The sequence below is a fragment of the Thermococcus onnurineus NA1 genome (assembly GCF_000018365.1).
Classification (GTDB): Archaea; Methanobacteriota_B; Thermococci; order Thermococcales; family Thermococcaceae; genus Thermococcus; species Thermococcus onnurineus.
Genome location: NC_011529.1, coordinates 342,761 through 368,046, shown reverse-complemented (window position 1 = coordinate 368,046; position 25,286 = coordinate 342,761). Strand labels below are relative to the sequence as shown.

Annotated in this window: 28 protein-coding genes; 10 read left to right on the top strand and 18 right to left on the bottom strand. The window is 51.7% G+C overall.

All coding sequences use genetic code 11. From position 1 onward, the window contains the following. Window positions 1–2 precede the first annotated feature (2 nt). The gene (gene pheT, locus TON_RS02070; protein WP_012571352.1) at window positions 3–1,721 is read left to right on the top strand and encodes a phenylalanine--tRNA ligase subunit beta; all 1,719 of its coding nucleotides are present in this window, start codon (window positions 3–5) and stop codon (window positions 1,719–1,721) included. Here the strand turns inward: pheT and TON_RS02065 are convergent. Then, window positions 1,700–1,894, bottom strand: a complete 195-nt coding sequence (locus TON_RS02065; protein WP_048055026.1) for a hypothetical protein — start codon at window positions 1,892–1,894, stop codon at window positions 1,700–1,702. The two genes, pheT and TON_RS02065, sit on opposite strands and share 22 nt — an antisense overlap. A gap of 180 nt (window positions 1,895–2,074) precedes the next feature. Here TON_RS02065 and truA point away from each other — a divergent pair, with 180 nt between their 5' ends. Next, the gene (gene truA / locus TON_RS02060; protein WP_012571351.1) at window positions 2,075–2,878 is read left to right on the top strand and encodes a tRNA pseudouridine(38-40) synthase TruA; all 804 of its coding nucleotides are present in this window, start codon (window positions 2,075–2,077) and stop codon (window positions 2,876–2,878) included. On the opposite strand, the gene TON_RS02055 is transcribed toward truA, so the two are convergent. Continuing rightward, complete coding sequence (locus TON_RS02055; protein WP_048055141.1) at window positions 2,849–4,219, bottom strand: DEAD/DEAH box helicase; 1,371 nt, start codon at window positions 4,217–4,219, stop codon at window positions 2,849–2,851. The genes truA and TON_RS02055 overlap by 30 nt on opposite strands. Window positions 4,220–4,292: 73 nt before the next feature. On the opposite strand from TON_RS02055, the gene TON_RS02050 reads away from it, so the two are divergent. Continuing rightward, window positions 4,293–5,558 (top strand): UbiD family decarboxylase, encoded by a 1,266-nt coding sequence (locus TON_RS02050; RefSeq protein WP_012571349.1) that lies wholly within the window; start codon window positions 4,293–4,295, stop codon window positions 5,556–5,558. 55 nt (window positions 5,559–5,613) lie between these two features. On the opposite strand, the gene TON_RS02045 is transcribed toward TON_RS02050, so the two are convergent. The 4 genes from TON_RS02045 to TON_RS02030 form a co-directional block, all read right to left on the bottom strand. Beyond that, window positions 5,614–6,531, bottom strand: a complete 918-nt coding sequence (locus TON_RS02045; protein ID WP_012571348.1) for an ABC transporter ATP-binding protein — start codon at window positions 6,529–6,531, stop codon at window positions 5,614–5,616. A gap of 5 nt (window positions 6,532–6,536) precedes the next feature. After that, the gene (locus tag TON_RS02040; RefSeq protein WP_012571347.1) at window positions 6,537–7,403 is read right to left on the bottom strand and encodes an ABC transporter permease subunit; all 867 of its coding nucleotides are present in this window, start codon (window positions 7,401–7,403) and stop codon (window positions 6,537–6,539) included. Between the two features lie 124 nt (window positions 7,404–7,527). After that, window positions 7,528–8,319: an N-glycosylase/DNA lyase gene (locus TON_RS02035; RefSeq protein ID WP_012571346.1), complete on the bottom strand. Its 792-nt coding sequence runs from the start codon at window positions 8,317–8,319 to the stop codon at window positions 7,528–7,530. Continuing rightward, on the bottom strand, window positions 8,316–9,293 hold the full coding sequence (locus tag TON_RS02030) for a beta-ribofuranosylaminobenzene 5'-phosphate synthase family protein (protein ID WP_012571345.1): 978 nt from the start codon (window positions 9,291–9,293) through the stop codon (window positions 8,316–8,318). Before TON_RS02030 ends, TON_RS02035 begins: the two co-directional genes overlap by 4 nt. 90 nt (window positions 9,294–9,383) lie before the next feature. Between TON_RS02030 and TON_RS02025 the strand changes: the two genes are divergently transcribed. Continuing rightward, window positions 9,384–9,698, top strand: a complete 315-nt coding sequence (locus tag TON_RS02025) for a hypothetical protein (RefSeq protein ID WP_048055025.1) — start codon at window positions 9,384–9,386, stop codon at window positions 9,696–9,698. Next, window positions 9,695–10,513, top strand: a complete 819-nt coding sequence (gene folP, locus TON_RS02020) for a dihydropteroate synthase (RefSeq protein ID WP_012571343.1) — start codon at window positions 9,695–9,697, stop codon at window positions 10,511–10,513. The genes TON_RS02025 and folP overlap by 4 nt, the downstream gene beginning before the upstream one ends. Here the strand turns inward: folP and TON_RS02015 are convergent. From TON_RS02015 to sppA, 3 genes are read right to left on the bottom strand one after another with little or no spacing between them, the layout of a single operon-like run. Further along, entirely contained in the window at window positions 10,491–11,492 is a 1,002-nt protein-coding gene (locus tag TON_RS02015) for an AI-2E family transporter (RefSeq protein ID WP_012571342.1), read from the bottom strand. The genes folP and TON_RS02015 overlap by 23 nt on opposite strands. After that, complete coding sequence (locus TON_RS02010) at window positions 11,482–11,964, bottom strand: PH1570 family protein (RefSeq protein ID WP_012571341.1); 483 nt, start codon at window positions 11,962–11,964, stop codon at window positions 11,482–11,484. Before TON_RS02010 ends, TON_RS02015 begins: the two co-directional genes overlap by 11 nt. A 12-nt stretch (window positions 11,965–11,976) precedes the next feature. After that, window positions 11,977–12,984, bottom strand: coding sequence for a signal peptide peptidase SppA (sppA, locus tag TON_RS02005; RefSeq protein ID WP_012571340.1), 1,008 nt, complete (start codon window positions 12,982–12,984; stop codon window positions 11,977–11,979). A 94-nt stretch (window positions 12,985–13,078) separates the two neighbouring features. Here sppA and TON_RS02000 point away from each other — a divergent pair, with 94 nt between their 5' ends. Beyond that, complete coding sequence (locus tag TON_RS02000) at window positions 13,079–13,885, top strand: sugar phosphate isomerase/epimerase family protein (RefSeq protein ID WP_012571339.1); 807 nt, start codon at window positions 13,079–13,081, stop codon at window positions 13,883–13,885. On the opposite strand, the gene TON_RS01995 is transcribed toward TON_RS02000, so the two are convergent. From TON_RS01995 to TON_RS01975, 5 genes are all read right to left on the bottom strand, one after another. Then, window positions 13,880–14,266, bottom strand: coding sequence for a ribonuclease III family protein (locus TON_RS01995; protein ID WP_012571338.1), 387 nt, complete (start codon window positions 14,264–14,266; stop codon window positions 13,880–13,882). The genes TON_RS02000 and TON_RS01995 overlap by 6 nt on opposite strands. Continuing rightward, the gene (locus TON_RS01990; protein ID WP_012571337.1) at window positions 14,263–15,582 is read right to left on the bottom strand and encodes a hypothetical protein; all 1,320 of its coding nucleotides are present in this window, start codon (window positions 15,580–15,582) and stop codon (window positions 14,263–14,265) included. Before TON_RS01990 ends, TON_RS01995 begins: the two co-directional genes overlap by 4 nt. A gap of 102 nt (window positions 15,583–15,684) precedes the next feature. Further along, window positions 15,685–15,972, bottom strand: a complete 288-nt coding sequence (locus tag TON_RS01985; RefSeq protein WP_012571336.1) for a DNA-directed RNA polymerase subunit L — start codon at window positions 15,970–15,972, stop codon at window positions 15,685–15,687. Continuing rightward, window positions 15,962–16,594: a DUF2067 family protein gene (locus TON_RS01980; RefSeq protein WP_012571335.1), complete on the bottom strand. Its 633-nt coding sequence runs from the start codon at window positions 16,592–16,594 to the stop codon at window positions 15,962–15,964. Before TON_RS01980 ends, TON_RS01985 begins: the two co-directional genes overlap by 11 nt. A 2-nt stretch (window positions 16,595–16,596) precedes the next feature. Beyond that, the gene (locus TON_RS01975) at window positions 16,597–17,184 is read right to left on the bottom strand and encodes an exosome complex RNA-binding protein Csl4 (protein WP_012571334.1); all 588 of its coding nucleotides are present in this window, start codon (window positions 17,182–17,184) and stop codon (window positions 16,597–16,599) included. Between the two features lie 120 nt (window positions 17,185–17,304). Here TON_RS01975 and TON_RS01970 point away from each other — a divergent pair, with 120 nt between their 5' ends. Beyond that, entirely contained in the window at window positions 17,305–19,188 is a 1,884-nt protein-coding gene (locus tag TON_RS01970; protein WP_012571333.1) for a threonine--tRNA ligase, read from the top strand. Here the strand turns inward: TON_RS01970 and TON_RS01965 are convergent. From TON_RS01965 to TON_RS01950, 4 genes are all read right to left on the bottom strand, one after another. Further along, entirely contained in the window at window positions 19,178–19,921 is a 744-nt protein-coding gene (locus TON_RS01965) for a hypothetical protein (protein WP_238516333.1), read from the bottom strand. The genes TON_RS01970 and TON_RS01965 overlap by 11 nt on opposite strands. 65 nt (window positions 19,922–19,986) lie before the next feature. Further along, entirely contained in the window at window positions 19,987–20,667 is a 681-nt protein-coding gene (locus TON_RS01960; RefSeq protein ID WP_012571331.1) for a TBP-interacting protein, read from the bottom strand. Window positions 20,668–20,767: 100 nt separating this feature from the next. Next, the gene (gene uppS / locus TON_RS01955; RefSeq protein ID WP_012571330.1) at window positions 20,768–21,562 is read right to left on the bottom strand and encodes a polyprenyl diphosphate synthase; all 795 of its coding nucleotides are present in this window, start codon (window positions 21,560–21,562) and stop codon (window positions 20,768–20,770) included. Between the two features lie 6 nt (window positions 21,563–21,568). After that, window positions 21,569–22,093 (bottom strand): gamma carbonic anhydrase family protein, encoded by a 525-nt coding sequence (locus TON_RS01950; protein ID WP_012571329.1) that lies wholly within the window; start codon window positions 22,091–22,093, stop codon window positions 21,569–21,571. A 71-nt stretch (window positions 22,094–22,164) separates the two neighbouring features. Between TON_RS01950 and hjc the strand changes: the two genes are divergently transcribed. The 3 genes from hjc to TON_RS01935 all read left to right on the top strand — a co-directional run bounded on the left by hjc (window position 22,165) and on the right by TON_RS01935 (window position 25,195). Beyond that, complete coding sequence (hjc, locus tag TON_RS01945) at window positions 22,165–22,566, top strand: Holliday junction resolvase Hjc (RefSeq protein WP_012571328.1); 402 nt, start codon at window positions 22,165–22,167, stop codon at window positions 22,564–22,566. Continuing rightward, a complete protein-coding gene (locus TON_RS01940; protein WP_012571327.1) occupies window positions 22,556–24,082 on the top strand; it encodes a membrane protein in 1,527 nt (508 codons plus the stop codon). The genes hjc and TON_RS01940 overlap by 11 nt, the downstream gene beginning before the upstream one ends. Before the next feature lie 75 nt (window positions 24,083–24,157). Next, window positions 24,158–25,195 (top strand): lysyl aminopeptidase, encoded by a 1,038-nt coding sequence (locus TON_RS01935; RefSeq protein WP_012571326.1) that lies wholly within the window; start codon window positions 24,158–24,160, stop codon window positions 25,193–25,195. Window positions 25,196–25,286 lie beyond the last annotated feature (91 nt).

The following is a 25,286-nucleotide window of genomic DNA, read 5'->3' as shown; positions in this document are numbered from 1 at the left end:
TCATGCCGAAGTTCGATGTTTCGAAAGCGGATTTAGAGAGGCTCGTCGGAAAGAGCTTCACCGTTGAGGAATGGGAAGACCTTTTCCTCTACGCGAAATGCGAGCTCGACGACGTTTGGGAGGAGAACGGTCAGATCTACTTCAAGGCAGACTCAAAGGACACCAACAGGCCAGACCTCTGGAGCGCCGAGGGAATAGCGAGGCAGATCCGCTGGGCACTTGGGATGGCGAAGGGCCTGCCAAGGTATGAGGTCGAAAAGAGCGACGTCGTTGTTTACGTTGATGAAAAGCTGAAAGATATCAGGCCCTACGGTGTCTACGCCATCGTTGAGGGCCTCAGCCTCGACGATGAGGCTCTCAAGCAGATGATCAACCTCCAGGAAAAGGTGGCGCTAACGTTCGGAAGGCGCAGAAGGGAAGTTGCAATAGGCATCTTCGACTTCGACAAGGTTAAGCCGCCAATTTATTACCGCGCCGCTGAGAAGACTGAGAAGTTCGTTCCGCTGGGCTTTGAGGAAAAGATGAGTCTCGAAGAAATCCTCGAGAAGCACGAGAAGGGCAAGGAATACGGCCATCTGATAAAGGACAAGCCATATTACCCGCTCCTCGTCGACAGCGAGGGCAATGTCCTTTCCATGCCCCCTATTATCAACTCCGAGCTGACCGGAAGGGTGACGACTGAGACCAGAAACGTCTTCGTCGACGTCACTGGCTGGGACTTGAACAAGATTATGCTCGCCCTTAACGTTGTTGTCACTGCTCTGGCCGAGCGCGGCGGGAAGATAAAGAGTGTAAAGGTCGTTTACGGAGACTTCGAGATAGAGACACCCAACCTAACTCCAAAGGAGTTCGAGGTTGAGTTCGAGTACATCAGGAGGCTCGCAGGGATAGATCTGAGCGACGAAGAAATCAAGGAGCTCCTCGAGAGGATGTTTTACGAGGTGGAACTCGAAAATGGAAAGGCCAAGCTCAAGTACCCGGCATTCCGCGATGACATAATGCACGCCCGTGATGTGCTCGAGGACGTCCTCATAGCTTACGGCTACAACGAGATCAAACCGGAGGAGCCGAAGCTTGCCGTCCAGGGCAGGGGAGATAAGTTCGTTGAGTTTGAAGATACCGTGAGGGAGCTCATGGTTGGCTACGGCCTTCAGGAGGTTATGACTTTCAACCTGACCAACAGGGAGGCTCAGTACACCAAGATGAACCTCGACTTCGGAGAGCATCCCTTTGAGGAGTACGGTCATCATCCGCCGGCGAGACTCGTGGAAATAGAGAATCCCATAAGCCCCAAGTGGTCCGCTTTGAGGGCATGGCTGATTCCCAGCTTAATGGAGTTCCTGAGCCAGAACACCCACGAGGAGTACCCGCAGAGAATATTCGAGGTAGGAAAGACAACGCTCATAAACGAGAACAAGGAGACCAAGACCGTAAGCGAGAGCAAGCTTGCAGTTGCCATAGCCCATCCACGCGTAACTTTCACGGAAGTTAAAGAGATTCTCGACAGCGTTATGCACCACCTCGGCCTCGAGTATGAGTTGAAAGAGATCGAGCACAACAGCTTCATCCCGGGAAGGGTCGGAAAAATCATCGTGAACGGTCAGGAAGTAGGAATAATTGGGGAGATACACCCGAAGGTGCTGGAAAACTGGGGAATAGAAATGCCGGTGGCGGCCTTTGAGGTCTTTCTGAGGCCGCTCTACAGGGAGCCGTATCTCTGACCTTTCTCATTATCTATCTTTTCGTTTTGAATAGAAAAGTGTGATGAAAATATCGGCTTGGCATCTTTTCCGACATTTTTCGAGTCCCCACCAAAGTTCTTAAGAACGAACCGCCACATAATATCAAAGTTCACGATGTTTATGAAGACCTCAGGTTCAATTGCCGACTCCACTTGGTGATCACCTCCTTCAGCTCTTTCTAAGCTGATAATCCTAAGGCAATTTTATTAAACATTTCGAAAAGTTTTGAAGATATCTGTCAAAATCTGCCCAATTTTTACATATATAATTGTCATAATGCCAACAGATTAAACACCAAAAAGGCTTTAACTTTCACTTAACAACTTCCCATCATGAGGCTTGCCCTTCGTATAGCTTACGACGGAACTGCCTTCTATGGCTTTCAGAGGCAACCAGGCCTTAGAACCGTCGAGGGGGAAATCATTAGGGCTCTCACTAAGCTGGGTATAATAGAGGACGTTGAGAGCTCCAACTTCAAGGGTGCATCAAGAACTGATCGGGGCGTTTCTGCATTCTTCAACGTTGTGGCCTTTGACGTTGCTTCGAGGCCGGATCTGGTCAGGCCTGAGGTGCTCAACTTCCACCTGAAGGATGTCTGGGTTCTCGGAACTGCCGAGGTTCCGGAGGATTTCCACCCCCGCTTCTGGGCCAAGTCAAAGACCTATCGCTATTACCTCATTGATGCGGGGTTTGATGAAAAGGCTATGAGGGAGTGCGCAAAGCTCTTCATCGGAACTCACGACTTCTCAGCCTTTGCAAGGCTTGAGCCCCACAAAAACCCCGTGAGAGAACTGATTAGAGCCGATATCATCAAACGCCAAGGATACTACATAATTGAGCTCGAAGGCAAAAGCTTCCTGTGGGAGATGGCCAGAAGAATAGTAAATGCACTCCGCTTCTGTGGACTGGGCATCCTGACGGAGGAAGAAGTGGAGAAGATGCTCAACGGCGAGTACTCCAGGAAAATTCCACCGGCGAGACCGGAGGGGTTGGTGCTGTGGGGGATAGAATATGAAGGCATCGAGTTCAGAGGGAACGAGAAAGGAATCAGAAAAGCAAAACACGACCTCTTCGAACGCTATTCAGAGGCATTAACCAGAGCTGCATTATTTGGCGACCTTCTTCTTGGTCTTTAGGTTCATCTCCATGTCATAATAGCGGCCATAGTATTGCTTCAAAGCCTTCTGTCTCTCGAGGAAGTGCGTGAAGAGCAATGGATCGTCGTCTTGGACGTCAACTATAACGGCCTTCATGCCCTTCTTTGGCCTCAAAGCCCTGCCTATAGTCTGGATGGTCATAATGTCACTCTTACCACCGCCAGCGAGGATTATAGCAGAGATTTCCGGTATGTCAACGCCCTCCTTGAGCAACGTGGACACGAGGACGGGAATCCTCCCTTCCTTGAAGTCCTCGAGTATCTCCCACCTGTTCGGGCTCTTTGAGCTGAGGAACTCGGCCTTTACTCCTTCCTTCTCAAGCATCCCCTTCAATATCTTGCCATGTTCTATCCTCCTAACGTCGATGAGAACACGGTGGCCTCTCCTAGCAAGCTCAATGGCCTTTCTAATTATCGCCCGGTTCCTCTCATCGTTGTTCATTATCATATCCTCGTAGAGCTCCTTGTAGCGCTCACTGAAGGACGGCATGCTGGACTCGTAAGTTACTATCTCAAAGCGGGGCTTTGCAAGGAAGCCTTCTCTGATCAGGTCTTCGGCGCGGACTTCGAATATAGTCGGACCCACAACGGCCTCTATCTTTATCTCTTCCCCCCTAATCCGCCTCCAGGGAGTGGCAGAGAGACCGAAGCGGTACACCTGAGGTAGGGAAAGGCCCAGCTGATAGAACTTCTCGGCCGCAGATGTCCTATGGCATTCATCGAACATGACTATCGCATAGTCGTTCTGCAACTTATCGGCACCTCTGGAGAGGAGTGTCTGTATCATCGCTATGGTCACAGCCCTTTCTTCCCACTTGTTGTCACCCACTATTCCAGGCTCAACACCAAGGACTTCCCTTACCTTGTCGGCCCACTGATAGAGAAGCTCCTTCGTGTGAACCACTATCAATGCGGATAGGTCAAGCTCATGGATTATCCTCAGTCCAACGACCGTCTTTCCGCTTCCAACGGGAAGGGAGAGAACTCCCATCTTCTCCTTCAGAGCTTTCTTTACGGCTCTTTGCTGGTATTTGCGCATAATGTAGTTCTCGTTCCAGGTGGAGTTGAGCTTAACTCCCCTAACCTGGCGCTCATCCTTTACCCTGACCCGATAACCCTTGGAGTTGAGGAATTTCTTAACTCTAGGGAGAACCCCTACCGGAAATGTCCTCTCATATGGGTCGTAGAGGCTTTCAGGCTTCTCCCATTTGCCAAAATCCTTTTTGTAGGTCAGTAGTTCATATATTCTGAAATACACCTGGGGATCAGCTTTCTCGATATACACCAGTGCAGAGCCGTCTGGAATACGAAGTACCACCACGGGCATGGCCAATCGCTGGGAGTTTGGAAAAAGGCTTTATAGACCTTTTGGAACAGTAGTCTCAGGTGATAAAATGCTGAGGGAAATCATCGAGCACTTTAATGATACGGTCGTCATTGATAAGCCCGTCAGCAAGGAGCTTGAGATAACGCGCTATTTACTAGAATATAAGGACAGACCCGTTCTCTTCAGAAACGTGGACGGCTGGGAAGTTGCAGGAAACATCTGGTCAACGAGGGAGAGAATAGCAGGATATCTTGGGATCAGGAAGGAAGAAATTCTTCACCTCATAGCAGATGCCATGGAGAACCCCCTGCCGTACCAGATGGTCAAGAACGCCCCGTTCATGGAGAGTTCTACCAGAGATTTCTCTCTTAAGGAGCTCCCGATTCCAAAGTACTACCCGAAGGACGGCGGTCAGTACTTCACCTCGGCCATGGTCATCGCTAAGGACGAGAATGGCTTTGTTAACATGTCCTTTCACAGAATGATGGTTATCGACGAGAAGCGCGTCGCGATAAGGCTTGTGCCAAGGCACCTTTATTCGATGTGGAAGGATAGAGCGGAGCGCGGGGAGGAGCTCGACGTTAGGATAGTCGTCGGCAATCCCATACACCTTCTCCTCGCCGGAGCAACGAGTGTAGCCTACGGCGTGAGCGAACTCGAGATAGCGTCGGCTATAAGCCAGAGGGCCTTTGGAAAGCCCCTAGAAGTCACTGAGATTGGTGACATTCCCGTTCCAGTTGAGAGCGAGTTCGTCTTCGAGGCCAAGATACTTCCGGAGCTCACCGATGAGGGTCCCTTCGTGGACATAACCGGAACCTACGACTACATAAGGAAGCAGCCCGTAGTGGTCTTCGAGAGAATGCACCACATGGAGAATCCAATATTCCACGCCCTCCTGCCTGGCGGCTACGAGCACTACATGCTCATGGGCCTCCCGAAGGAGCCTCAGATATACGCGAGCGTAAAGAGGGTCGTCCCCAAGGTTCACGGTGTCCGCCTAACGGAGGGTGGGACAATGTGGCTCCACGCGGTCGTCAGCATAACCAAGCAACACGATGGCGACGGCAAGAACGCGATTTTAGCGGCATTTGCAGGGCACCCGAGCCTGAAACACGTCGTCGTTGTGGACGAGGACATCAACATATACGATGACAGGGAAGTTGAGTGGGCGATAGCGACGCGCTTCCAGGCCGATAAAGATCTTGTGGTAGTGCCCAACGCCCGCGGAAGCTCCCTTGATCCCTCGGCTGAAAAGAGCCTCACCACAAAGTGGGGAATCGACGCCACAAAGCCGCTTGATAAAAAGGAAGAGTTCGAGAGGGCAAAACTCTGATTCTCTATTTTATTTCTGAAGACGGCCAAAATCCCCCTCAAAAAGGAAAAGAAAGTTATTCAATCATCTTGAGAAAGATCTCCTCGAGGCTGGGTTCCTTGACCTGCATCGTAAGTATCTTAGCACCCTGTGATGCTACGAAGTCATGGATTTCTTCCCTGATGTCTCCCGGAGCCACGATGCGGTACTTCCTCTCTCCCAGAGGCGTGACGGCCCACTCAGCTCCACTGAAGTCAATGGGCTTGTTTGTCTCGAGGACTATCGTGTAGCCGGCCCTCATGAGGAACTCGCGCTTGATGTTGTCAAGGTTGTCCTCAACGCGGAGCTTGCCTTTGACTATGACACCAACGGTGTCGCATATCTCCTCCACGTGGGCAAGGATGTGCGACGAGAAAAACACAGTCTTTCCAGCCTTCTTCTGCTCCCTGATGATTTCCTTGAACTCCGCTATTCCCGTTGGGTCAAGACCCGTCATAGGTTCATCGAGGATCAAAAGCTCAGGATCATTGATGAGCGCCTGGGCAAGAAGCAGACGCTGGCGCATTCCCTTGGAGAACTTGCCCACCTTTTTGTCCCTGACCTCCCACAGGTTGACGAGCTGGAGGAGCTCCTTCGCGCGCTTTTCCCTCTCGGTCTTTGGAATTCCGAAGGCCTCACCGATTATATCAAGCGTCTGCATTGGGGTAAGGAATTCCCAGAGGGTGGCGTGCTCGGGCATGTAGCCTATTCTCCTCTTAGCCTCGACGAGCTTGTTCTCGTCGTACTTTCCGTCCCTAAAAACCTCCTCACCGAAGAGCTCTATCCTTCCCTCCTGGGGAAAGATTAGGCCAAGGACGCTCAGGATGGTGGTGCTCTTTCCGGCACCGTTCGGCCCGAGGAAACCGTATATCTGGCCGTGCTTCACCTCGAGGTTGAGGCCGTCCAGGGCTCTAACGTCCTTGTAAACCTTGACCAGGTTCTCAATCCTCAGCATGAGCATCACCTTAGGTCCATCCTGTTGAACCTGTAAAATCCGACGATCAAATAGAGGAGAGTCATTCCGACTATTATCCCGAAGTTCACGAGGTTGTGGCTTATGGCGTATGCCATACCTCTGTATTCAGGATTTTCAGCACCTTCGTCGATGGTTGTCCCAACGTCTTCGGTGATTACCCCTACCTGGGAAGTGGGCACGTAGAAGAGATATTTAGTGGTGTAATCCTTCTGCAGCTGCTTGACGTCACTCATGCTCATATCTGGGTTGTCCATCATCTCCTTAAACACAAGGTAGCCTACAATGTTTGGCATGATGAGGAACAGCACGAAGACCAGAACCAGAGCCGCTCCAAGGGCAGAGCTCGAGGACTTTATGAGAGTCGAGAGTATGTATCCAAGGGCAACGAGCTGAAGCATTGCCAGGAGGAGCAGCATGTTCAGGAGCAGAACATCCGCCACGAGCTGGCCGCTCAGCGGAACACCAAGGTAGACAACCCCTAGAACGCCGATTAGCGTTGAGAGGAGCAGGGCGATGAAGAGAACCACTGCATGGGCAAGGAATTTGCCGCCTATGTAGCTCAGCCTCTTTATGGGTTTGCTCATCGCAACGCGGAGAGTTCCCTTTTCTATCTCACTGTTTATTGCCGTAGCACCCATGAGAAGGGCGAGTATTCCAATGAAGAAGCCCGCCATGCCCGTGACGAACTGTATCAGAAACGTCATGGCGGCCTCAACGGTGAAATCCTGCGCCCCCATGCTCTTCATGATGTAGAACACAGGAATGTAAAGAAGCGCCATTATGCCGAGTATTACCCAGAGCTTCTTAGTTCGAAGGCTCTGCTTAAACTCAAGCTGAAATCCCCACCACATACAATTCACCTCCAATTATCAGCATCACCGTGAAAGAGTTTCCAATCATGTTACAACTAATATTGGAAGTATAAAAATTTTGTCTTTTAAGTGGGATTAATAAAAACGAAGGGGTTAAGAAAGGCTACAGAACGGTAAGCTCCAGAACCTTTTCAGCCTTATTACAGTGCTTTTTTAGCCTCTCCTTAACCTCCTCATTCTCACCAAGAACCGGCCATAAAATCGAGTCAATATGAAGCGGTGGGATTGAAACTTCCTCGGCTATCTTTTGCCAGAAGCTAACCGGCGGCTCATTTGTAAATCGCTTGGTGTAAGTGTTTATCCTCACATCGTCAGGGATTTCTATAGCCATTGGATACGGAACGAACTCCCCAAAGGTTATCCTCCCGGCATAGCCGAACATCTTGACAGCAAAGACAATTGTCTTAGCGTTCTTCTTTGAACCAAGCACGATGGCCAGGTCGTCTCTGAGCGCCACCATGTTGTCGAAGTAGTATCTTCTGAGGTCGTCAAGGGTTAGTTCCTTGAGAAAAGGTTCGAGCTTCTCAAGCCGCTTTATCTTCCCAGCGACGAGACGCCTGTTAGTTCTCGAAACTGGAAGAAACTCAGCGTAGGCCTCGGCTATGCCCTCAGTTGGGGGGTTATCAGAGAAATATTGCGAGAACTCCCACCACCACCGCTCGCCTTTGGCGGTCAGCTGGTAGCTGACTATAGAGTTAGCAATAACGAGCTTTATGAAGAGCTCACCGTCATCCAGGTTCTCGTGCAGGCTCCTGAGAGCATCAAACTGAAGGTCAACCTTTTCCTCAATTGTCCTCGCACACTCCAAGCCAAGCTCTCTTAAGATTCCCTTTAGGCGGGCAACTTTTGCTTTATCGACCTTGTATTTTACCCTGATGAAGCGATCGAGGGTCAACTTTCCCCACCCATCACATTCTTTAGGAGCCTTTCAAGAAAGACGTTCTCCCCGGCTATCTCGGCACCTTTGTTCCTCGGAAGGCCCAGCTCAACCCTCGCTCTAATTCCGTGTTCCCGAAGGTAATCGTGGGCTTCAGCACTCAGTCTTGCGAACTCACTCTTGAGTATCAGCCCATAAACCGTCGGTCCCCAGGAGCTCTGGCCATACCCGTAGGTTTTCTGAGCCAAAAAGTCAAGTACCAGCTCAACGTCTTCCCTGAACTCGCCACCTTGGTAGGCTTCGAAGTGCCTACCCACGAGGCTCTGAATGGCACTTAGATGTTCGCCGAAGGTTTTTATGTTCCTCTCTTTGAGCGCTGGAAGGAGACCGAGCAGGATTCTATGGGATATCTCCATCGCGACGTCCACCCTTCCAACAACTCCTGCCATGACGGGCTTTTCTTCCTCTTCATCGAGGCCGGGCTCCAGCTCTGGGATTATGAGGAGAAATGCCCAGCTATCGGGGAAATCCTCGCGGAAGATGAGCGGAGGTATGCCGTCCTTAACGCCGCCGTCTATCACAAAACCTCCGTATTTAAAGGAGTAGATGCCTGCTCCACTGTTTTTACCTCTGCCGAGAACCTTTGCAAGCTCCTCAACGGAAACGTTTAGATTCCTGAGCCCTGCTATCCCGCTCGCCACCGCGAGGCTCAGCTGGGTTGTTGAGCCAAGACCAACGTGTCTCGGGATGGCCTTTCTAACCTCTACGAGATAGTTAACGCCCGTTTCATAGTAGGAGTTCATCCTCTTTATCGCGAACTCTATCGTCTCCCTGTCTTCGCCATCAGCGGCTATCTCCATGGAGTCACTCTCGACTATCTTAATCTCATAGCCACCCTCTAGGGCAACTCCAAGGCTTCCAAAGCGTCTTCCAAATGTAGCGGAAGGGTCAATGAGCCCGAGGTGGAGCCTCCTGGGAGTACGGATTATCATGAACACCACCGGAGAAAGTTGATGCATATGTTTTTTAACCATTGGCAAAAACTTTTTAGGATGAATTTAATTACATTCTGCGGTGATAACATGCAGAGGAGTGAAAATCTGGGCCTCGAGGAGCTGATGGTGTGGATGCTTTACCTGGTGGCGTTCCTGCCGTTTTTTGTATCAGTTACTGCCGGGGGTGCCCTCCTCGTGCTTGCCGAGGTGTACTTTGTTCTTGTGCTGGTCAAGAACGGCAGGGACATGATCCAGCTTCCTGTACCGGGGGGATTTATTCTCCTGAACGCCGTCCTCATATGGAGCGACATGAGCTGGGAAATACGGCACGTGCTCACAGCCCTCGCGACCCTAACATTTATACTCTGGGGCATCAAGCTCAGTACCGAGGTGAAACCATGAAGTTTGCAAGGGTTGATTTGGACGAGCCGAGGATAATGGGGGTCATCAACGTCTCACCCGAAAGCTTCTACAAAGGAAGCGTCAAAAATGACGAAGAAAAGCTGATAGAAACTGCGGTGAAGATGGTGGAGGAGGGAGCCGCTTTTATTGACATCGGGGCGAAATCGACTGCCCCCTACCTTGAGACCCAGATTCCGCTTGAGGAAGAGATAAGAAGGGCAGTGTGGGCGATAAAGACCATCAGAGAGCATGTTGACGTTCCGATAAGTATAGACACCACCAGTGCGAAGGTCGCGGAGGAAGCCCTCAAAGCCGGTGCTGACATTATAAACGACGTTACCGGCCTCAAAGGCGATGAGAAAATGGCAGAAGTGGCTAGAGAATACGGCGCCCCAGTGATAGTCTGCGCCCACGGGGAAGTACGGAACCTCAGCGACCCGGTTCACACCGTCATAGATTTCCTCGAGGAGAGCATAACCATAGCCGAAAAGTACGGCATCGAGGAGATTGCTGTTGATCCAGCCATCGGATTTCTCCGCCCGGAGTGGCCGCCTTGGTACGAGTGGGACTCCAAGGTCATAGCAAACCTCAACGCCCTCAAGATATTTGGTAGACCGATACTTATTGGCGTTTCGAGAAAGTCGTTCATCGGAGCAATAACCGGCAGAAAAGACCCCTCGGAAAGGCTTCCGGGAAGTTTGGCGGCCACAGCAATAGCCGTCCTCAAGGGTGCTAACATAGTGAGAACACACGATGTGAAAGAAACGCTCGATGCGGTTAAGATAGCAGACTTCATAAGGCGGTTCGGGCCTTAGCTTTCACTTCTTTCCACTCCTCCACGAGGGTGGCCAGGAGGGACAGCGCGAGGGGGCCGATTATGATGCCGACGAATCCGAAGGCCAGAAAACCTCCAAAAATACCGACAAGGGAAACCAGTGCGTTTACACCTCTCTCCCTAACCGCTATTCTCGGCCTGAGCAGAAAATCTGGGAGCGGCGAGATAAAAACGATGCCGTAGAAAGCGAAGAGAATGCCCCAAAGGATGTTACCCCCATTGATGAGGTACACAGTTCCCGCAAGCCAGACCACCCATCCGCCAAATACCGGGAGGAGCTCGAATATAACTGTGAAAATTCCCGCAGCGATCGCACCACCCGTTTCGGCCATTCCAAAGAGCAAAAAGCCAGCAGCAGCAAATATTCCCTTGAGAACGCTAAGGGAGAGCCAGCCACGCAGGAGGTTGTGGAGGGTTTCGCCAGCTCTTTCAAGAAGCTTTATCGCCAGCTCTCGGTTCTCCGAAGGCAGGAGAGAGTAGACCTCGCGCTTTATCGCCCTAGCGTTGACTAGGATGCCGTAGAAGGCGAAGACCATCACTATTGCCTGGAGAGAGAGCTTGGGAAGGGAGTAGGTGTAGCCGAGGATGTACTCCTCGAAGCGCTTCGGTATGTCCTCGGCGAGCTTCTGAACGAGCTCGTAGAGCGAGGGCGGGAGGTTGAATGTGAGGAGCCATGTGAAGAAGCCGTCTATGTAGTGAGCGAGCGAGTGCTTGACGTCATTCATCCACAAAGCAAAGCCTATTATGAAGAAAAACGTCAGGATTGTCAGGAGTATGGTCATCGTAAATGCAGAAAGCCGGTTGCCCATTCTTCTTGCAAGCCTTTCATGGAATGGGTAAAGTATGTAGGCAAGGGTCACGGCTATGATGATAGGGGAAAGGATAGGGCTAACCGTCTCCCATACAAGGTAAAGGACTATGAGGGAAATCGCTATCCATATGGCAGCTTCAAGCTCCATCCAACATCCCCAGGTACTTGAGTATCAACTCTCTCGCGCTTGGCTTGTTAAAGACGAAGAGCACTCCCCTGCCCTCGTCAAGGATGAAGTTCTTCCCAAGGACTAATAAACCTTTCTTGAGCTTGTGGATCTCGGCTTTCTCAAAGTCGATGGCATCTTTAACCTCTTCCGGAGCATTTATCCCCGCGAGGACCTTCTCAAGCCTGTTGAGGACACTTTGGTTTAGGAACTTTATCGGGCTTGGCCTGAACTCTTCGGCCGTTATCTCGCCAGCGTCCATATAGATGCCCCAGGACTCCTTGGCGCACTCGAAGGGGTAGGCGTAGTCCTCGCCGTAGTCCGGCAGGTAGAGCTCCCTTATGATGGCCAGCAGAACTCTTCTGGCATCACTCCCATAGAACTCTATCCTGAGGTTGAACTTCCCATCCTCGAAGCCGTTCTCAAACACCTCGAGCTTCTCCTCGCACAGCAAGCTCCCACCCCCTCAGCCCGTTTTCAGGTAGGGATCAACATAGCGGGGGTCAAGAAGGAGAGCCGTGCTTCCGAATATGGCAAAGTTCGAAGATGAGCGACCGCTGTAAATCACTATTCTCGGGTTGGTTACATTAAGCATCTCCCCAAGCACCTTGACAGCGTAGTCCAGGTCACCGGTCTCATCTACGAGGCTTCCGGTGACGTTCATTGCAAACCACGTCCTTCCGGTAGCGTACTCCTTCGTCTCGTTGAGACTCATGCCCCTGCCACTGCTCACGGCCTGGAGGAAGGCCTGGAAGTAAGTGTCAACACTCTCGGTTATCATAGCCTTCTCTTCTTCGGTCAATCCCCTCCACTCGGCGCCCATGTCTTTGTATGGGCCTGTTTTGAAGACCTCCACCTTTATCCCGTTCATCTCGTAGTTCTGCTGAAGGTTATAGTGGACGTAGATGACCCCTATGCTCCCAACCTCAGCAAGCGGGTCGGCGATTATCTCCTCCGCCCCAACCGCTATGTAGTAGCCTCCCGAAGCCGCTATCCCACCGGTATAAGCTACGACAGGCTTTATGAGGTTGAGCTTCTTAACAGTGGCGTATATCTCCCTCACCGGACCGACATAGCCACCGGGACTCTCTATCCACAGCACGACGCCCCCGATGGAATCATTCCCGGCGATGTCTCTAAGAACCGGGATAATACTAAGGGCAGTGTACTCGTCGATAAGCCCGAAGATGGGAACAATGGCTATGGTGGTGTTGCCCTCGGGGAGGTTCTGCTCCCTCAGCTGAGCTTTGAGGAAGTCAAGTTGCCTCTGGAGCTCGTCTAACTGGAGCTTGTAGGCCGTAACGTTGCAGCTTGCGTTGATGGATCCTTCAACTATGACCGTGTTTGTGACGTTTGAAGGTATGTAGTTCTGGAGCTCGGAGTTCTGCATGTAGAGCAGAACAACCGCTATGCTGGATGCCGCGAGGAGAAGAATGAGAATTGCCGAGATGTATTTCCAGATGTTTTCCCTCATTCACTCACCCACGTATAGTCTGGACTGAAACTTTTAAACTCTGCCCCTCGCTAAGCTTTTATATCCAGCGCTCTACTCTTGTGTAGGTGGTAGCATGGAGATAGGTGTAACGATTTATCCGCATTTCGTCACGAAGGACAAGACGCTCGCCTCGATTCTAGCCGACGTTAAGATAAAGAACTACGACTTCGTCTCGATATTCCCGCACACCCTTGGACTTATCAAGAACGGTGTCGTCGTCGAAAAGAAGCTCAGGAACGTAGAAACGACCCTCCGCGGCGTTGGCATCGACTACATAGTGAGGATGCCAACCTCGGTCAATCTGCGCGACCACATCTACTATACCCGGCACTTCAGGGTTGCGAGAGCTATAGCAGACGTCGCCATAAAGCTCGGTGCTAAGGTCATCGTCATGCAGAGCGGCAGAACCGGAAGGCTCGACCTCGAGATAGAGGCCATCCAGCAGTTGGCGGATATGGTCGCCCCGTTCGGTATAAAGATAGCCCTCGAGAACACCTTCAGCGTCAAGGACACCCTCTACGTCGTCGACAACGTTGATAGGGAGAACGTTGGCTTTGCACTCGACGTCGCCCATGCCTTCCTGAGCGCCCAGGGAGACGCTGACAAGCTCCTCGAGGACGTCAAGCTCGGAACCGACAAGACGGTCATCCTCATGATACATGACAACTTCGGAAAGTTCTTCCCGCAGGTTGAACCCGAGGATGCCCTAGCTTATGGTGTCGGCGACCTACACCTTATGCCCGGTGAAGGGAACATACCCTTCGGAAAGGTGCTCAGGCTCTTCGGCGAAGTCCCTCTCCTGCTGAAGGTCAAAGATCCAGAGAAGTTCGCCAAGGTGCCGACGAAGCAGGGACTTATAGAGTTACTGACGAGCCTATAAGTCCAGCCTTCCCTTTATAACTTTGAAAACCTCAGCAAAAGCCTTCCCTATCGCCTCTTTTCTCCTTGAGAAGTGAGTAACATCCTCGGTGAAGTTTTCCTTCAAAATCTCCACGGCTTCCTCAACCGTTATCTTCCCCTCAAGCCAGGCGTAGGCAAAGATGGCTTCCGCTATGTCCCCCTTGCCGTGTTTATCAGTCCTCGGTGGAACCACGTGCCTCAGACCGGAGAGCTCGAGGGCGATGCTCAGGGAAGCGTTCGGGACCCTTTCGCCTGTTGGTCTTCCAAGGTACTCGCTTAAGGCCAGCGAGAATACGAAGTTGATCAGTGAATCGCCAAACTTTGACAGTCCCTTGTCCGTGAAGTTCCTCTCGTACTTCAAGCTCTCACCCACCCCTTCTCGGAGAGCCAGGCTTTAAGGTTTTTGAGGTGTGGGACCGTTGAAGTCAGGATTATAGTGTAGAGAAGGACCGTCAGACCGAGGCTATAGGCGACGTAGGCCTCGTCGCTGAAAATTCTAAGCGTTAGACGGTCCATCAGGGCCACCATCCCCCAGTTGGGATTTCGCAGGTGCACGTGGAACCAGAAGGAAGTGGGATGCATTATGGGCCAGAAACCGGTATAGATTGCAGTTCCCAAAGCTAGAGCCGAAGAGAAACCCCCTATCCGAAAAGCAATAATAATAAGGAAAGCCACGAGAGGGGCTAGGTACTGGGGATTAACCCTCCAGAAAGTGGCAACGAAAACGAGGTAGGCAAGAGAAGTCGAGACGAACAAATCCTTCTCAAATGCATGTCTCAGGAAGACGAGTGCAAATAGAAGGGCCGCGGGAATGTACCAGCGCTCGAGAAAAACCAGCGTATCAATTCCTCTCGTCTGATGGAGGTATGTGGCTAGGCTCGAAACTCCGTTCAAGCTGTAAGAAATCGGTAGCGTGTAGCCAACTCGCATTCCTCCTAGAAGCTCGGGAAGAGAACGGAGGCTTGAAGGACAAAGGAGTAACATCGGAAAGAAAGGAATCAAAGCACCGAAGAAAAAGAGGGCAAGCCTCTTAACGCCCGACTTCCCATCAAGAAGGGCATCCCAGAGGGAAACGAGGACCGGAAAAAGGAGGGTGTGCTTGACAGTTAGGGTAAAGCCATAGAGCGCGTAGGGGAGCTTTTCTCTCCTGGTCGATATGTAGAGGCCAAGCAGGAAGAAGAGGAGAGCTAACTGGTCGAACATACCGTAGACTGCTGAAACGTAAATAGTTACCGGATTCAGATAGTATAGAACCGTTCCGAGGACGGCAACTTTTTCGCCCCGTCCCCTGAGAAGGAGGTACAGGGTAACGGCCGCGAAGGTGTCCGCAGCTATGAAAACCAGTTTGATGGAGAAAGCCCAAGTTGGGTCAACGTAAACGTAGTATGTTTCCCCGCTCCAAAAGGCCTCGACAGAGCCCCCAACAATTGAGCGGATCAGCGCGAGAAGGTACGCCAGAACCGGACCGTAGACATAGGGCCAAGGATAGGGCCAGCCCTCCCCAATGTGGCCAATTGAATCGGCATAGGCATAGAAACAGGTCTTATACTCCAGCATCGTTCCTGCAAAGCCGTAGAACTGGGCCAGGTCGCTGCCGGCCGAATAAGGGGCAAGTACGAGCCTCACCACAAGCCCTAGAAGGATCACAGCAATTAGCGCTGCCGGAGGATGCTTCAATCATTCCACCTCACGAAAGGTCGAAATGTTTCAACTTAAAGTTAGAACAGTCCAGGATTTAAGGGTTTTGGATGTAGACTAGAAATTAGAAAAGAGTGGGGCTCACTCGCCCAGGACCTCTTTCCAGGCCTCGAGAACTGCCCTAGCCCTGTCGAATATCTTCTGCGCCGCCTCCTCGAGGACCTGCTCTGGGGTTATCTTGCCGTCGGTGACAACCCTGAACTTCGGCTTCCTCGCCATTAGCACTGGGTGTTCAATGGTGTAGCCTGCGAAGGTGACGTGCTCGTTTTCGTGAAGCACCTCGTTGAGCAGGTTGGCGAAGGTATGGTCCTCTCCCTCAAGGTAGAACTCAAGGACGTTTTCCTCACGCTTGATGACCTCAATCCTCATTTTCCTCACCCTTCAGATGGTTAAGCAGTATCTCCAGCGCCTGATCCTTGTTCTTCACCAGTTCGTATTTAAACTTATCCTCTTTCCACTCCGCCAAGCCGAGCTCCAAAAGCAGGTCTGTAACCTCGGATGGATCCATGTCGTAGACCACCGCAACCGGCAGGATGACCTCCCTTATCTGTCTGGTCGTCTGGAGGGATATATCCGAGAGGTACTCGCCGAGGGTCTCAACGAGTTCCACGATTTCCTCCCAGGGCATCGACGTTACCAGCTCCCCATCCTTGACTTCCACAGTCTCTCCGAGGAGCTCGAGGGTTTTGAGGAGTATCGGCGTCGAGACACTGGCCCCAGCTTCTCTGAACAGGTCATCTATAGTGTAGCGGTAGAGTCCGCGCCTGTCGGGATAGAGCTTGGCCCTAACGCGGTTGTGTATCTCCCTGATCTTGTGGATGGCATCTCGTATCTCCTCCTTCGTGCCCTGGATGTTTATTTTTAGGTCGTTGAGCTTCCCGTGGACGTAGATGAAAGCCGGCAGGCGGAGTCTCTGGAGTTCCCTGAGGAACTCCTCCTTCTCTCTATCATCGCGAACGTGAATGGTTATTACCTTCTTCGCCCTCGCCATGTTCACACCTTCAGCTTTCTGTACAGGGATGAGAGCTTCCTAGTCTCAACATGGCCACACCTTGGGCAGACGAGCTGGTTACCCCTCCTCACGAGCGGTGCTCTGCATCTGGAACAGAGGGCGTATATAACACCAAGGTCGTAGCCCTTTGTGGAGAGCTGTATGGGGCTCTTCTCGTTAGCGATGACTTTAGCGCGAACTATGTCCCCTATCTTGAACTCGTTGGTCATGCTCTCTACGTAGCCGTCTCTGACCTGAGAGACGTGTATCCCGGCGAGCTTCGAGGTAGCTATCTCCCTATCATTTCTGCCCTCAATTTTAACGAGCTGGACTATCGCAGCCTGGGGCTTGACCTCTATGACCTTGGCGATAACGACGTCGCCTATCTGTGGGAGAGGGGGCGTATCGGTGACAGGTTCAATACTGATTTCCATCCTGTCTGGGTCTATCCTTACCTTTCCGGCCCTGATGGCGTAGAGCTCTCCGTTTTCCTCCTTGACACCTTCACCAGGGAGATATTCCTCGATGACACCGAGGTAATCTCCAGGAAGAACGAGGTCGCCGTTTTTTACGCCTTTCTTTTCATCCATTCTCCCACCTCCATGGGAGTTCCCGTCAGGATTTTTTAAGTCTTTGCCACGCGGGAGAATTTATAAAGCCAAGGGGAAAAGTTTTAGTAATTCCAATTGAGCCTATGGTGGTGGTTAAGGATGAGAATGCTTCTAATACACAGCGACTATTTGGAGTACGAGGTCAAAGACAAGGCCTTGAAAAACCCAGAGCCAATAAGCGAGGAGCAGAAGAAAGGCCGCCTGGAGGAGGTTCTGGCGGTTTTCATAAGCGTTGAAAAAGTCGATGAGACCAATCCCGATGAGGTTGTCGAGAAGGCCGTTAACGAAATCAAAGATGTTGCCTCCCAGGTTAAAGCCGAGAATGTCTTCGTCTATCCCTTTGCCCACCTCAGCAGTGAGCTGGCCAAGCCAGACATTGCCCTGGAGGTTCTTAGGGAGGTCGAAGAGAAGCTCAGGGAGGAGGGCTTCAATGTCAAGCGCGCCCCCTTCGGCTACTACAAGGCCTTCAAGCTCTCTTGTAAGGGCCACCCACTGGCAGAACTCAGCAGGACGATAGTCCCGAGCGGCGAAGCCAAGGCCGAGGAGGAGATTCCAGAGGCCCTCAAGAAAGAGGAGGAAGAACTCGTCAGCTACTGGTACATCCTAACCCCCGAAGGTGAGCTCATAGAGGTTGACAAGTTCGACTTCACCGGCCACGAGAACCTCAGAAAGTTCGCCAACTACGAGATAAGCAAGAGCCGTATCGCTGACAGGGAGCCACCACACGTCAGGATAATGCTCGAGCAGGAGCTCGTTGACTACGAACCAGGAAGCGACCCCGGAAACCTACGCTACTACCCGAAGGGCAGGCTCATCAAGGGACTGCTGGAGCAGTACGTCACGGAGAAGGTCGTTGAGTACGGGGCGATGGAAGTCGAGACCCCGATTATGTACGACTTCGAGCACCCAGCGCTTGAAAAGTACCTCAACCGCTTCCCGGCGAGGCAGTACATCGTTAAGAGCGGTGACAAGAAGTTCTTCCTCCGCTTTGCTGCCTGTTTCGGCCAGTTCCTCATCAAGAAGGATGCCATTATAAGCTACCGCAACCTGCCGTTGAGGATGTATGAACTGACTAGATACTCTTTCAGGCGCGAGAAGAGCGGTGAGCTTTCCGGCCTCAGAAGACTTAGGGCCTTCACGATGCCCGATATGCACACCGTCGCCAGGGACCTCAAACAGGCCATGGCCGAGTTCAAGAAGCAGTACAAACTCAGTATGGAAGTTCTTAAGGGCGTTGGACTAACTCCAGAGGACTACGAGGTGGCCATAAGGTTCACCGAAGACTTCTGGAACGAGAACAGAGATTTCATCGTCGAGCTGGCAAAGATAATAGGCAAGCCCGTCCTGATAGAGATGTGGAAGCAGAGGTTCTTCTACTTCATACTCAAGTTTGAGTTCAACTTCGTGGACAACCTCGACAAGGCTGCTGCCCTTAGCACCGTCCAGATAGACGTTGAGAACGCCGAAAGGTTCGGCATAACCTACTACGACGAGGACGGCAAGGAGAAGTACCCGCTCATCCTTCACTGCTCGCCGAGCGGCGCCATCGAGAGGGTTATGTACGCAATCCTCGAGAAGCAGGCCAAGCTCCAGTCCAAGGGCATCAAACCGATGTTCCCGCTCTGGCTCAGCCCGATACAGGTCCGTGTCATTCCTGTCAGCGAGGAAGTTCTCGACTACGCACTCTACGTTGCAGGAAAGCTCGAGGGTGCCAAGATTCGCGTCGACGTTGATGACACCTCCGACAGGCTCAACAAGAAGATAAGAAAGGCCGAGAAGGAGTGGATTCCCTACGTTATCGTCGTCGGCAGAAACGAGAAGGAGCAGAACACGATAACCGTCAGAAGAAGGAGCGACGGAAAGCAGGGTGAGATGCAGCTCGAGGACCTCATAAGGGAGATAAGGAGCCAGACTGAGGGCTTCCCCTACAAGCCGAGGCCGCTGCCGCTTCTCCTCTCGAAGAGGCCCAAGTTCAGGGGCTAATCTTTCGTACCTTTAGCTTTTCTATTCCTTTGTCTTTTGTGACTCTGAAGGAATAGGCCGTTGGCTCAAACTCTTCGTATGGAGCTGTTATCAGATAAAGGAACTCTCTTGGACCATCTTCGTCAAGCCGAGACCTTGCAAGAATAACGTAATCACTTATGCTTGCTACCCACGCAACAAAGCGCCGGGAGACTACGTCCTGATTGATGGCAAGAATCAGCGTGGAGTTGGGAAGCTCAATGCTCCTTGAAGCGAGGGTCTGGTTCAAAAGCTTTAGGGTGTTATCTTCACCCAGCATGAGGGATGCACCATCGAGAGTGTATATCAGGCGAAGTGCTGGCTTCTCCGAGAGATATTCCTTCAAATTGGTGGTATATATGCGTTCGATCTTCGGATTCAGAGTTTCTGGCTCGACCTTATCGAGGTAGAAGACGTTTGGAATGTCCTCCCTTGAGAGGTACCTTGAACCAAAGAGGTCTATTATTGCCATCTCTCCATTCTTCAGCGCTTCTATGACATTGAGGCCAACAGTCCCTGCCTTTCTCATAAACGCATTCAGTGGGATGGTGTAGTTTGAGACGATTCCAAAGTATCCGTTTTCCAAACCATAGCGCAAGAGCAACAAAGAAATTTGCCAGGCGGAAGAGTAGGCGTCATAAATTATGCTAACTGTTGAACCGGAAAAGTCCTCCTTGCGGAAGATGTCAATGACGTTCATCTCCATCACTGCCATCACCTCCACGAACGCTGTATACTGGATTCCAGCCCGCTGATTGCATCAACAGAAAAAAGAAGGAATCACTCAATGGGGCCCGTCATGCCAGCCATTATTTCATTGAGAAAGTCTCTGGCCTCTTCACTGAATTTTTCCATGGGCACTTCCTTGCCGTACTTGTCGTAGACCTTTCTTTCCCGGAAGTTTATCTCAAAGACCTCGTACTTCTCCTCGCCCTTCTCATGGTGCTTTATTCCGTGTCCCTTGAGGTGACTCTCAAGGCTTTCGACGTCCACGTACTTGCCACACTGCTCGCACTTGTAGAACTGCCAGAAAACGTAGTCCTGGCCGGTGAGCATGTTGTTCTTTATGTGCTGGACAAGCACTCCTCCGAGGTACTCGTAGAAGTCTTCCTGAATAAGGCCGCCCTCTCCTTCGACGACCTTAAAGCCGCTCCAGACTATGTGGTCGTTTATGTCTGCAAGAGTGGCCTTTAGGTAGCGGTAAGTGAGAATGAAAGCCCCGTTGTGAATGTAGAACACGTTCTTGTCAGGAATCGCGATTATCCTGATTCCATCGGCTTTCTTCTCTGAGAGCTTCTCGGCGTGTTCCTTGTTGTCAGCGACGTCTATGGTGATTCTAACGTTGCTCTTCTTGTGAATTCCGATTATCCTGTCACCCTCGATCTTCCAGTGATAGTCATCAAGGTATCTCACTTGCGCATAAACTTTTTTGATCCTCGGGCTGAGCTCCTCGTAGTTCATTGATCACCACCGTGGAAAAATCTCGTCCAATGTTAATAAGCTTTAGCGGAAAATTTTAAAAAGGGTGGTTCTGCCAGAAGAAGGTCCCAATTAAAGAACGCTACCTTCCAAAGCGCCTCTGCCGCTTCTGGTACTCGCGGATTATCCTGAGGAAGTCTATCTTCCTGAACTCAGGGAAGTACACATCAACAAAGAAGAGCTCGCTGTAGGCTATCTGATAGAGCAGGAAGTTGCTTATCCTCACTTCACCACCCGTCCTTATCACGATGTCCGGGTCAGGCATGTTGGGATAGTAGAGGTACTTCTTAATGAGATCCTCGTCGATGTCTTCCCGGCTTATCTTTCCGGCCAGAACGTCGTCCACTATCTCCTTCACGGCGTCCGCTATCTCGCTCCTTCCACCATAGGCCAAAGCTATGTTGAGGGTGTAATTGTTGTACTTCCTAGTGACCCTCTCGGCTTCTTCAGCAGCTTCTCTCACATTCTCGGGGAGGAGCTCCTTTCTGCCTATAACGTTTACACGGATGCCGTACTTGTGGATCCTCTCATCATTCACGAGCTCACGGAACTTCTCCTCGAAGAGGTTCATGAGGGCGTTTACCTCCTCCGGGGAACGCCTGAAGTTTTCCGTGGAGAAGGCGTAAACGGTAAGGGTTCTTATTCCAAGCTCGCGGCACCATTCCAAAATCTCCTCGAGCTTTCGGGAACCAAAAAGGTGACCATACCAGGGGGGCTTTTCGAGCTTTCTGGCCCATCTCCTGTTGCCGTCCATTATTATAGCTACGTGCTTCGGAATGCGACCTCCCTTAACCTTGTCGAGAAGGTAGCTTTCATAGAGGTCGTAGGCGGGCTTGAATAAAATGTGAGGGATATGTGAAACCAAACGGGATATCATCAGACATCACTCAATCTTCTTTCTGCTTCCCAGGTGCTTTTCGGCGAGCTCTATATAAATCTCAGCGTTCTTCTTGGTCCACTCAATCTCTTCCTCGCTGAGCTGCCTGACGACCTTTCCTGGAACGCCGACAACGAGGCTGTAGTCTGGTATCTCCTTGCCCGGGGGGACGAGGGCACCTGCACCTATGACGACGTGCTTGCCTATCCTGGCGCCGTCAAGGATAATCGCGCCCATGCCTATGATGGTGTAGTCGCCTATCTCCGCCCCATGGACAACGGCGTTGTGTCCGATGGTAACGTATTTTCCTATGATCGTCGGCTGGCCGTGGGAGGTGTGTATGCTCACGTTGTCCTGTATGTTGGAGCCCTCTCCAACGTAAATCTGCTCTATGTCTCCCCTCAGGACTGCAGACGGCCAGACGCTCGTCTTCGCCTCAAGGACAACGTCTCCTATGACCGAGGCAGTCTCATCGATGAAAGCGGTCTCGTGAATTTTAGGCTTCTTTCCCTCGAACTCGTAAATCGCCATATTCATCACCGCCCTTAACTCCTCGACATAACTTATAAACCTAACCGGACAAGATAGTCCGAGGGAGTGCAATGCGATACAGAAGAGGCGCAAGCGCCGAGAGGGAGCTCATAAAGATGCTCGAGAAGGCCGGCTTCGCGGTTGTTCGCTCGGCTGGAAGCAAGAAGGTCGATATCATAGCCGGCAACGGAAAGCTCTACCTCTGCATAGAGGTGAAGAGCACCCACGACGAGAAGCTATACTTCAGCAGGGAAGACTACGAGAAGCTCATTTCCTTTGCGGAGAGGTTTGGAGGAAAACCTATAATTGCGGTCAAGTTCATAAACAACGGTTGGCGCTTCTTCTACCCGGAGAACCTGGAGAGCGGCGGCAAAAACTATAAGGTTAGCCTGCAGACACCAAACTATCTAACCTTTGACGAAGTTGTTGGAAAGCAGAGGTCCCTCGAAGGGGTGATAAAGGGTGAAGCTTAGAGGTCTGCCCCTGATAATTCTGATGATTCCGGTTTTTCTTCCGGCGGTAAGTGCCCAGTCGCCGCTCGCCATAATCCCGCTCAACGACGAATTCTCAGGTGTTCCTGGGGACATCATAATAATCCCCTTCAAGCTCATGAATCTTGGAAACCAGACACTCTCAAACGTCACGGTTTACGTCACCGGCCCAACGGAGGGCTTCCTCTACCAGAGCAAGGTGATTCGAGACCCAATTGAACCGAACGAGACGATTCAGGACACGCTCTCCGTCAAGATACTCAACGTCGATCCCGGAAAATACACACTCACCCTCGTCGCGAGGGCCGGCTCCAGCTATTCAGAGGCCCAAATAACTGTCAGTGTGAAGACCTTTGTCGACTACGCCCTCAGGATCGACGTAGGCGACGAGTACACTTACGGGAGCAACATCACGGCTGCCCTCAGGATAACATCCCAGGCGAACGGTGTCATCATAGGAAGAATAGGATATACTCTCTCCCGCGATGGTGATGTTCTCGAGACGTTCTCGACCACAATCTACCTGAAGCCAGGTGAGAACTGGATAAAGAACATCACCCTCATTACGCCGAAGGTCGGGAACTACATGATCTACTTCTGGGCCAACTTCAGCGGCAGATTCAAGAGCACAACGGCAACCTTCCGCGTTTACCAGAGGAACCTGAGATACGATGCCTACTTCAGGGACGGAGCAATCTACGTCCACGTGTACGATGAGGACGAAAAGGGCGTTTCCGACATCTCCGTCAGGATAAATGGTGTACCCTTCAAAACCGACGACGATGGAACCGTCTCTTACCTCGTGAACCAGCCGGGGACTTACGAGATAGTTCTCAATCTCGACGGAAAGATCGTTACGACCTTCGTAGAGGTGAAAAAGCTCTTTCTAAGCTATTTTCAGAAAAACGAGACACTTCTAGTGAAGGTGGTCGATTCCACTGGAGAGCCCGTTCCAAACATAACAGTTACCGCATCAGGGCCGCTCGGCAAGGACTACGCTGTCACGAACTCTTCGGGAATAACGGTTGTAGACCTTGAGAAAACGGGCTATGGAACCATTATGCTCAAGGCCGAGAGCAGCAGGTACGTGGGAGCCGAGGCCAGTGCCAAGGTCGTCCCACCAGTAACGCCCACACCAACGCCAACCACCACTACCAGCTCGCCCTCGAACACGACCACCACCCCCGTGCAGCCGCCAAAGAATTATGGTCCTCTCGCGGCAATACTCCTCATAGCCGGCGTCCTGCTCGCCGGAACGTCCTACGCAGCGTTCTTCATGCCCATTATCCAGGAGGAGAGGCTCGACCGCTATTACTTCGTTAAAGTTAAGGCCCCCAGACTGAGGAGCATTGACAACTTCCGCTTCGAGAAGGGAGTTACTGCCCTAGGTGCCAGGGCCACGAAGGGAAGCGCGAAAGTGGAGGATAACAGGGTTTTGTGGGAGATAGAGCACCTCGAGCCCGGCGAGGAGGCCTACCTTCAGGTCATCCTGGGCTGACTTCTCTTTTCTCTTCGTAAACCTTATTAAGGAGGCCGAATACCTTCAGAGGGAAATCTAAAGGAGGCGAAAGCCATGGTGAATATTGAACTTTTGAAGAAGGTCGTCGAAGCTCCAGGTGTTTCCGGTTACGAATTTCTCGGAATAAGAGATGTTGTTATTGAGGCTCTGAAGGACTACGTCGATGAAATCTACGTCGACAAGCTCGGCAACGTTATAGCCCACAAGAAGGGTAATGGACCAAAGATAATGATCGCCGCCCACATGGACAAGATAGGCATCATGGTAAACCACATCGACAAGGAAGGCTACCTCCACGTCGTCCCCGTTGGCGGTGTTGACCCGAGGACTCTGGTTGCCCAGAGGATTCGCTTCTTTACCGAGAAGGGCGAGCGCTTTGGAGTGGTCGGCCACATACCGCCGCATCTCCAGAAGCCCGAAGACAGGAAGAAGGCGGCGAACTGGGACACCATTGTTGTGGACGTCGGTGCCGACAGCAAGGAAGAGGCCGAAGAGATGGGCTTCAAGGTTGGAACCATTGGCGAGTTTGCCCCAGCTTTCACCCAGCTCAACGAGAACAGAGTTGCAACGCCCTACCTTGACGACCGTGTCTGCCTTTACGCGATGATTGAGACTGCCAGAGCCATCGAGAATCATGAGGCGGACATATACTTCGTGGCCAGCGTTCAGGAAGAGGTCGGCCTCAGGGGTGCGAGGGTTGCCAGCTACGCCATCGATCCGGAGATTGGTATCGCTATGGACGTCACCTTCGCCAAGCAGGTCGGTGACAAGGGCAGGATAGTTCCCAAGCTCGGTGGCGGTCCGGTTATGGACGTTGGGCCAAACATTAACCCCAAGATAAGGACCTTTGCCGATGAGATTGCCAAGAAGTACGAGATACCACTCCAGGTCGAGGCCTCCCCAAGGCCAACCGGAACGGACGCCAACATAATGCAGATAAACCGCGAGGGCGTCGCAACTGCAGTTCTGAGCATACCGATAAGGTACATGCACAGCCAGGTCGAGACCGCTGACCTTAGGGACATCGACCTCACGGTAAAGCTCGCCAAGTACATGCTTGAGGAGCTCAGACCAATGGACCTCACTCCATGATACCACGTTCGTGGCGCAACTTCCTCCGGGATAGAACCCGGCATCCAGCCCTTTCCTTTGATTATTTCAGCTCTCTTCTCCGTCCCCCTCT

Coding starts and splice junctions, on each gene's coding strand:
- TON_RS02030 (WP_012571345.1), bottom strand. CDS start 9,293: ATGATAATCCGTACTCCCAGGAGGCTCCACCTCGGGCTCATTGACCCT.
- TON_RS01980 (WP_012571335.1), bottom strand. CDS start 16,594: ATGGCGAGGGCGAAGAAGGTAATAACCATTCACGTTCGCGATGATAGA.
- folP (WP_012571343.1), top strand. CDS start 9,695: ATGAAGTTTGCAAGGGTTGATTTGGACGAGCCGAGGATAATGGGGGTC.
- TON_RS02015 (WP_012571342.1), bottom strand. CDS start 11,492: ATGGAGCTTGAAGCTGCCATATGGATAGCGATTTCCCTCATAGTCCTT.
- TON_RS01970 (WP_012571333.1), top strand. CDS start 17,305: ATGAGAATGCTTCTAATACACAGCGACTATTTGGAGTACGAGGTCAAA.
- TON_RS01960 (WP_012571331.1), bottom strand. CDS start 20,667: ATGAACTACGAGGAGCTCAGCCCGAGGATCAAAAAAGTTTATGCGCAA.
- truA (WP_012571351.1), top strand. CDS start 2,075: ATGAGGCTTGCCCTTCGTATAGCTTACGACGGAACTGCCTTCTATGGC.
- hjc (WP_012571328.1), top strand. CDS start 22,165: ATGCGATACAGAAGAGGCGCAAGCGCCGAGAGGGAGCTCATAAAGATG.
- TON_RS01965 (WP_238516333.1), bottom strand. CDS start 19,921: ATGGCAGTGATGGAGATGAACGTCATTGACATCTTCCGCAAGGAGGAC.
- TON_RS02045 (WP_012571348.1), bottom strand. CDS start 6,531: ATGCTGAGGATTGAGAACCTGGTCAAGGTTTACAAGGACGTTAGAGCC.
- TON_RS01950 (WP_012571329.1), bottom strand. CDS start 22,093: ATGGCGATTTACGAGTTCGAGGGAAAGAAGCCTAAAATTCACGAGACC.
- uppS (WP_012571330.1), bottom strand. CDS start 21,562: ATGATATCCCGTTTGGTTTCACATATCCCTCACATTTTATTCAAGCCC.
- TON_RS01985 (WP_012571336.1), bottom strand. CDS start 15,972: ATGAGGATTGAGGTCATCAAGCGTGAGGAAAACGTCCTTGAGTTCTAC.
- pheT (WP_012571352.1), top strand. CDS start 3: ATGCCGAAGTTCGATGTTTCGAAAGCGGATTTAGAGAGGCTCGTCGGA.
- TON_RS01975 (WP_012571334.1), bottom strand. CDS start 17,184: ATGGATGAAAAGAAAGGCGTAAAAAACGGCGACCTCGTTCTTCCTGGA.
- TON_RS02050 (WP_012571349.1), top strand. CDS start 4,293: ATGCTGAGGGAAATCATCGAGCACTTTAATGATACGGTCGTCATTGAT.
- TON_RS02000 (WP_012571339.1), top strand. CDS start 13,079: ATGGAGATAGGTGTAACGATTTATCCGCATTTCGTCACGAAGGACAAG.
- TON_RS01935 (WP_012571326.1), top strand. CDS start 24,158: ATGGTGAATATTGAACTTTTGAAGAAGGTCGTCGAAGCTCCAGGTGTT.
- TON_RS02040 (WP_012571347.1), bottom strand. CDS start 7,403: ATGTGGTGGGGATTTCAGCTTGAGTTTAAGCAGAGCCTTCGAACTAAG.
- sppA (WP_012571340.1), bottom strand. CDS start 12,984: ATGAGGGAAAACATCTGGAAATACATCTCGGCAATTCTCATTCTTCTC.
- TON_RS02025 (WP_048055025.1), top strand. CDS start 9,384: ATGCAGAGGAGTGAAAATCTGGGCCTCGAGGAGCTGATGGTGTGGATG.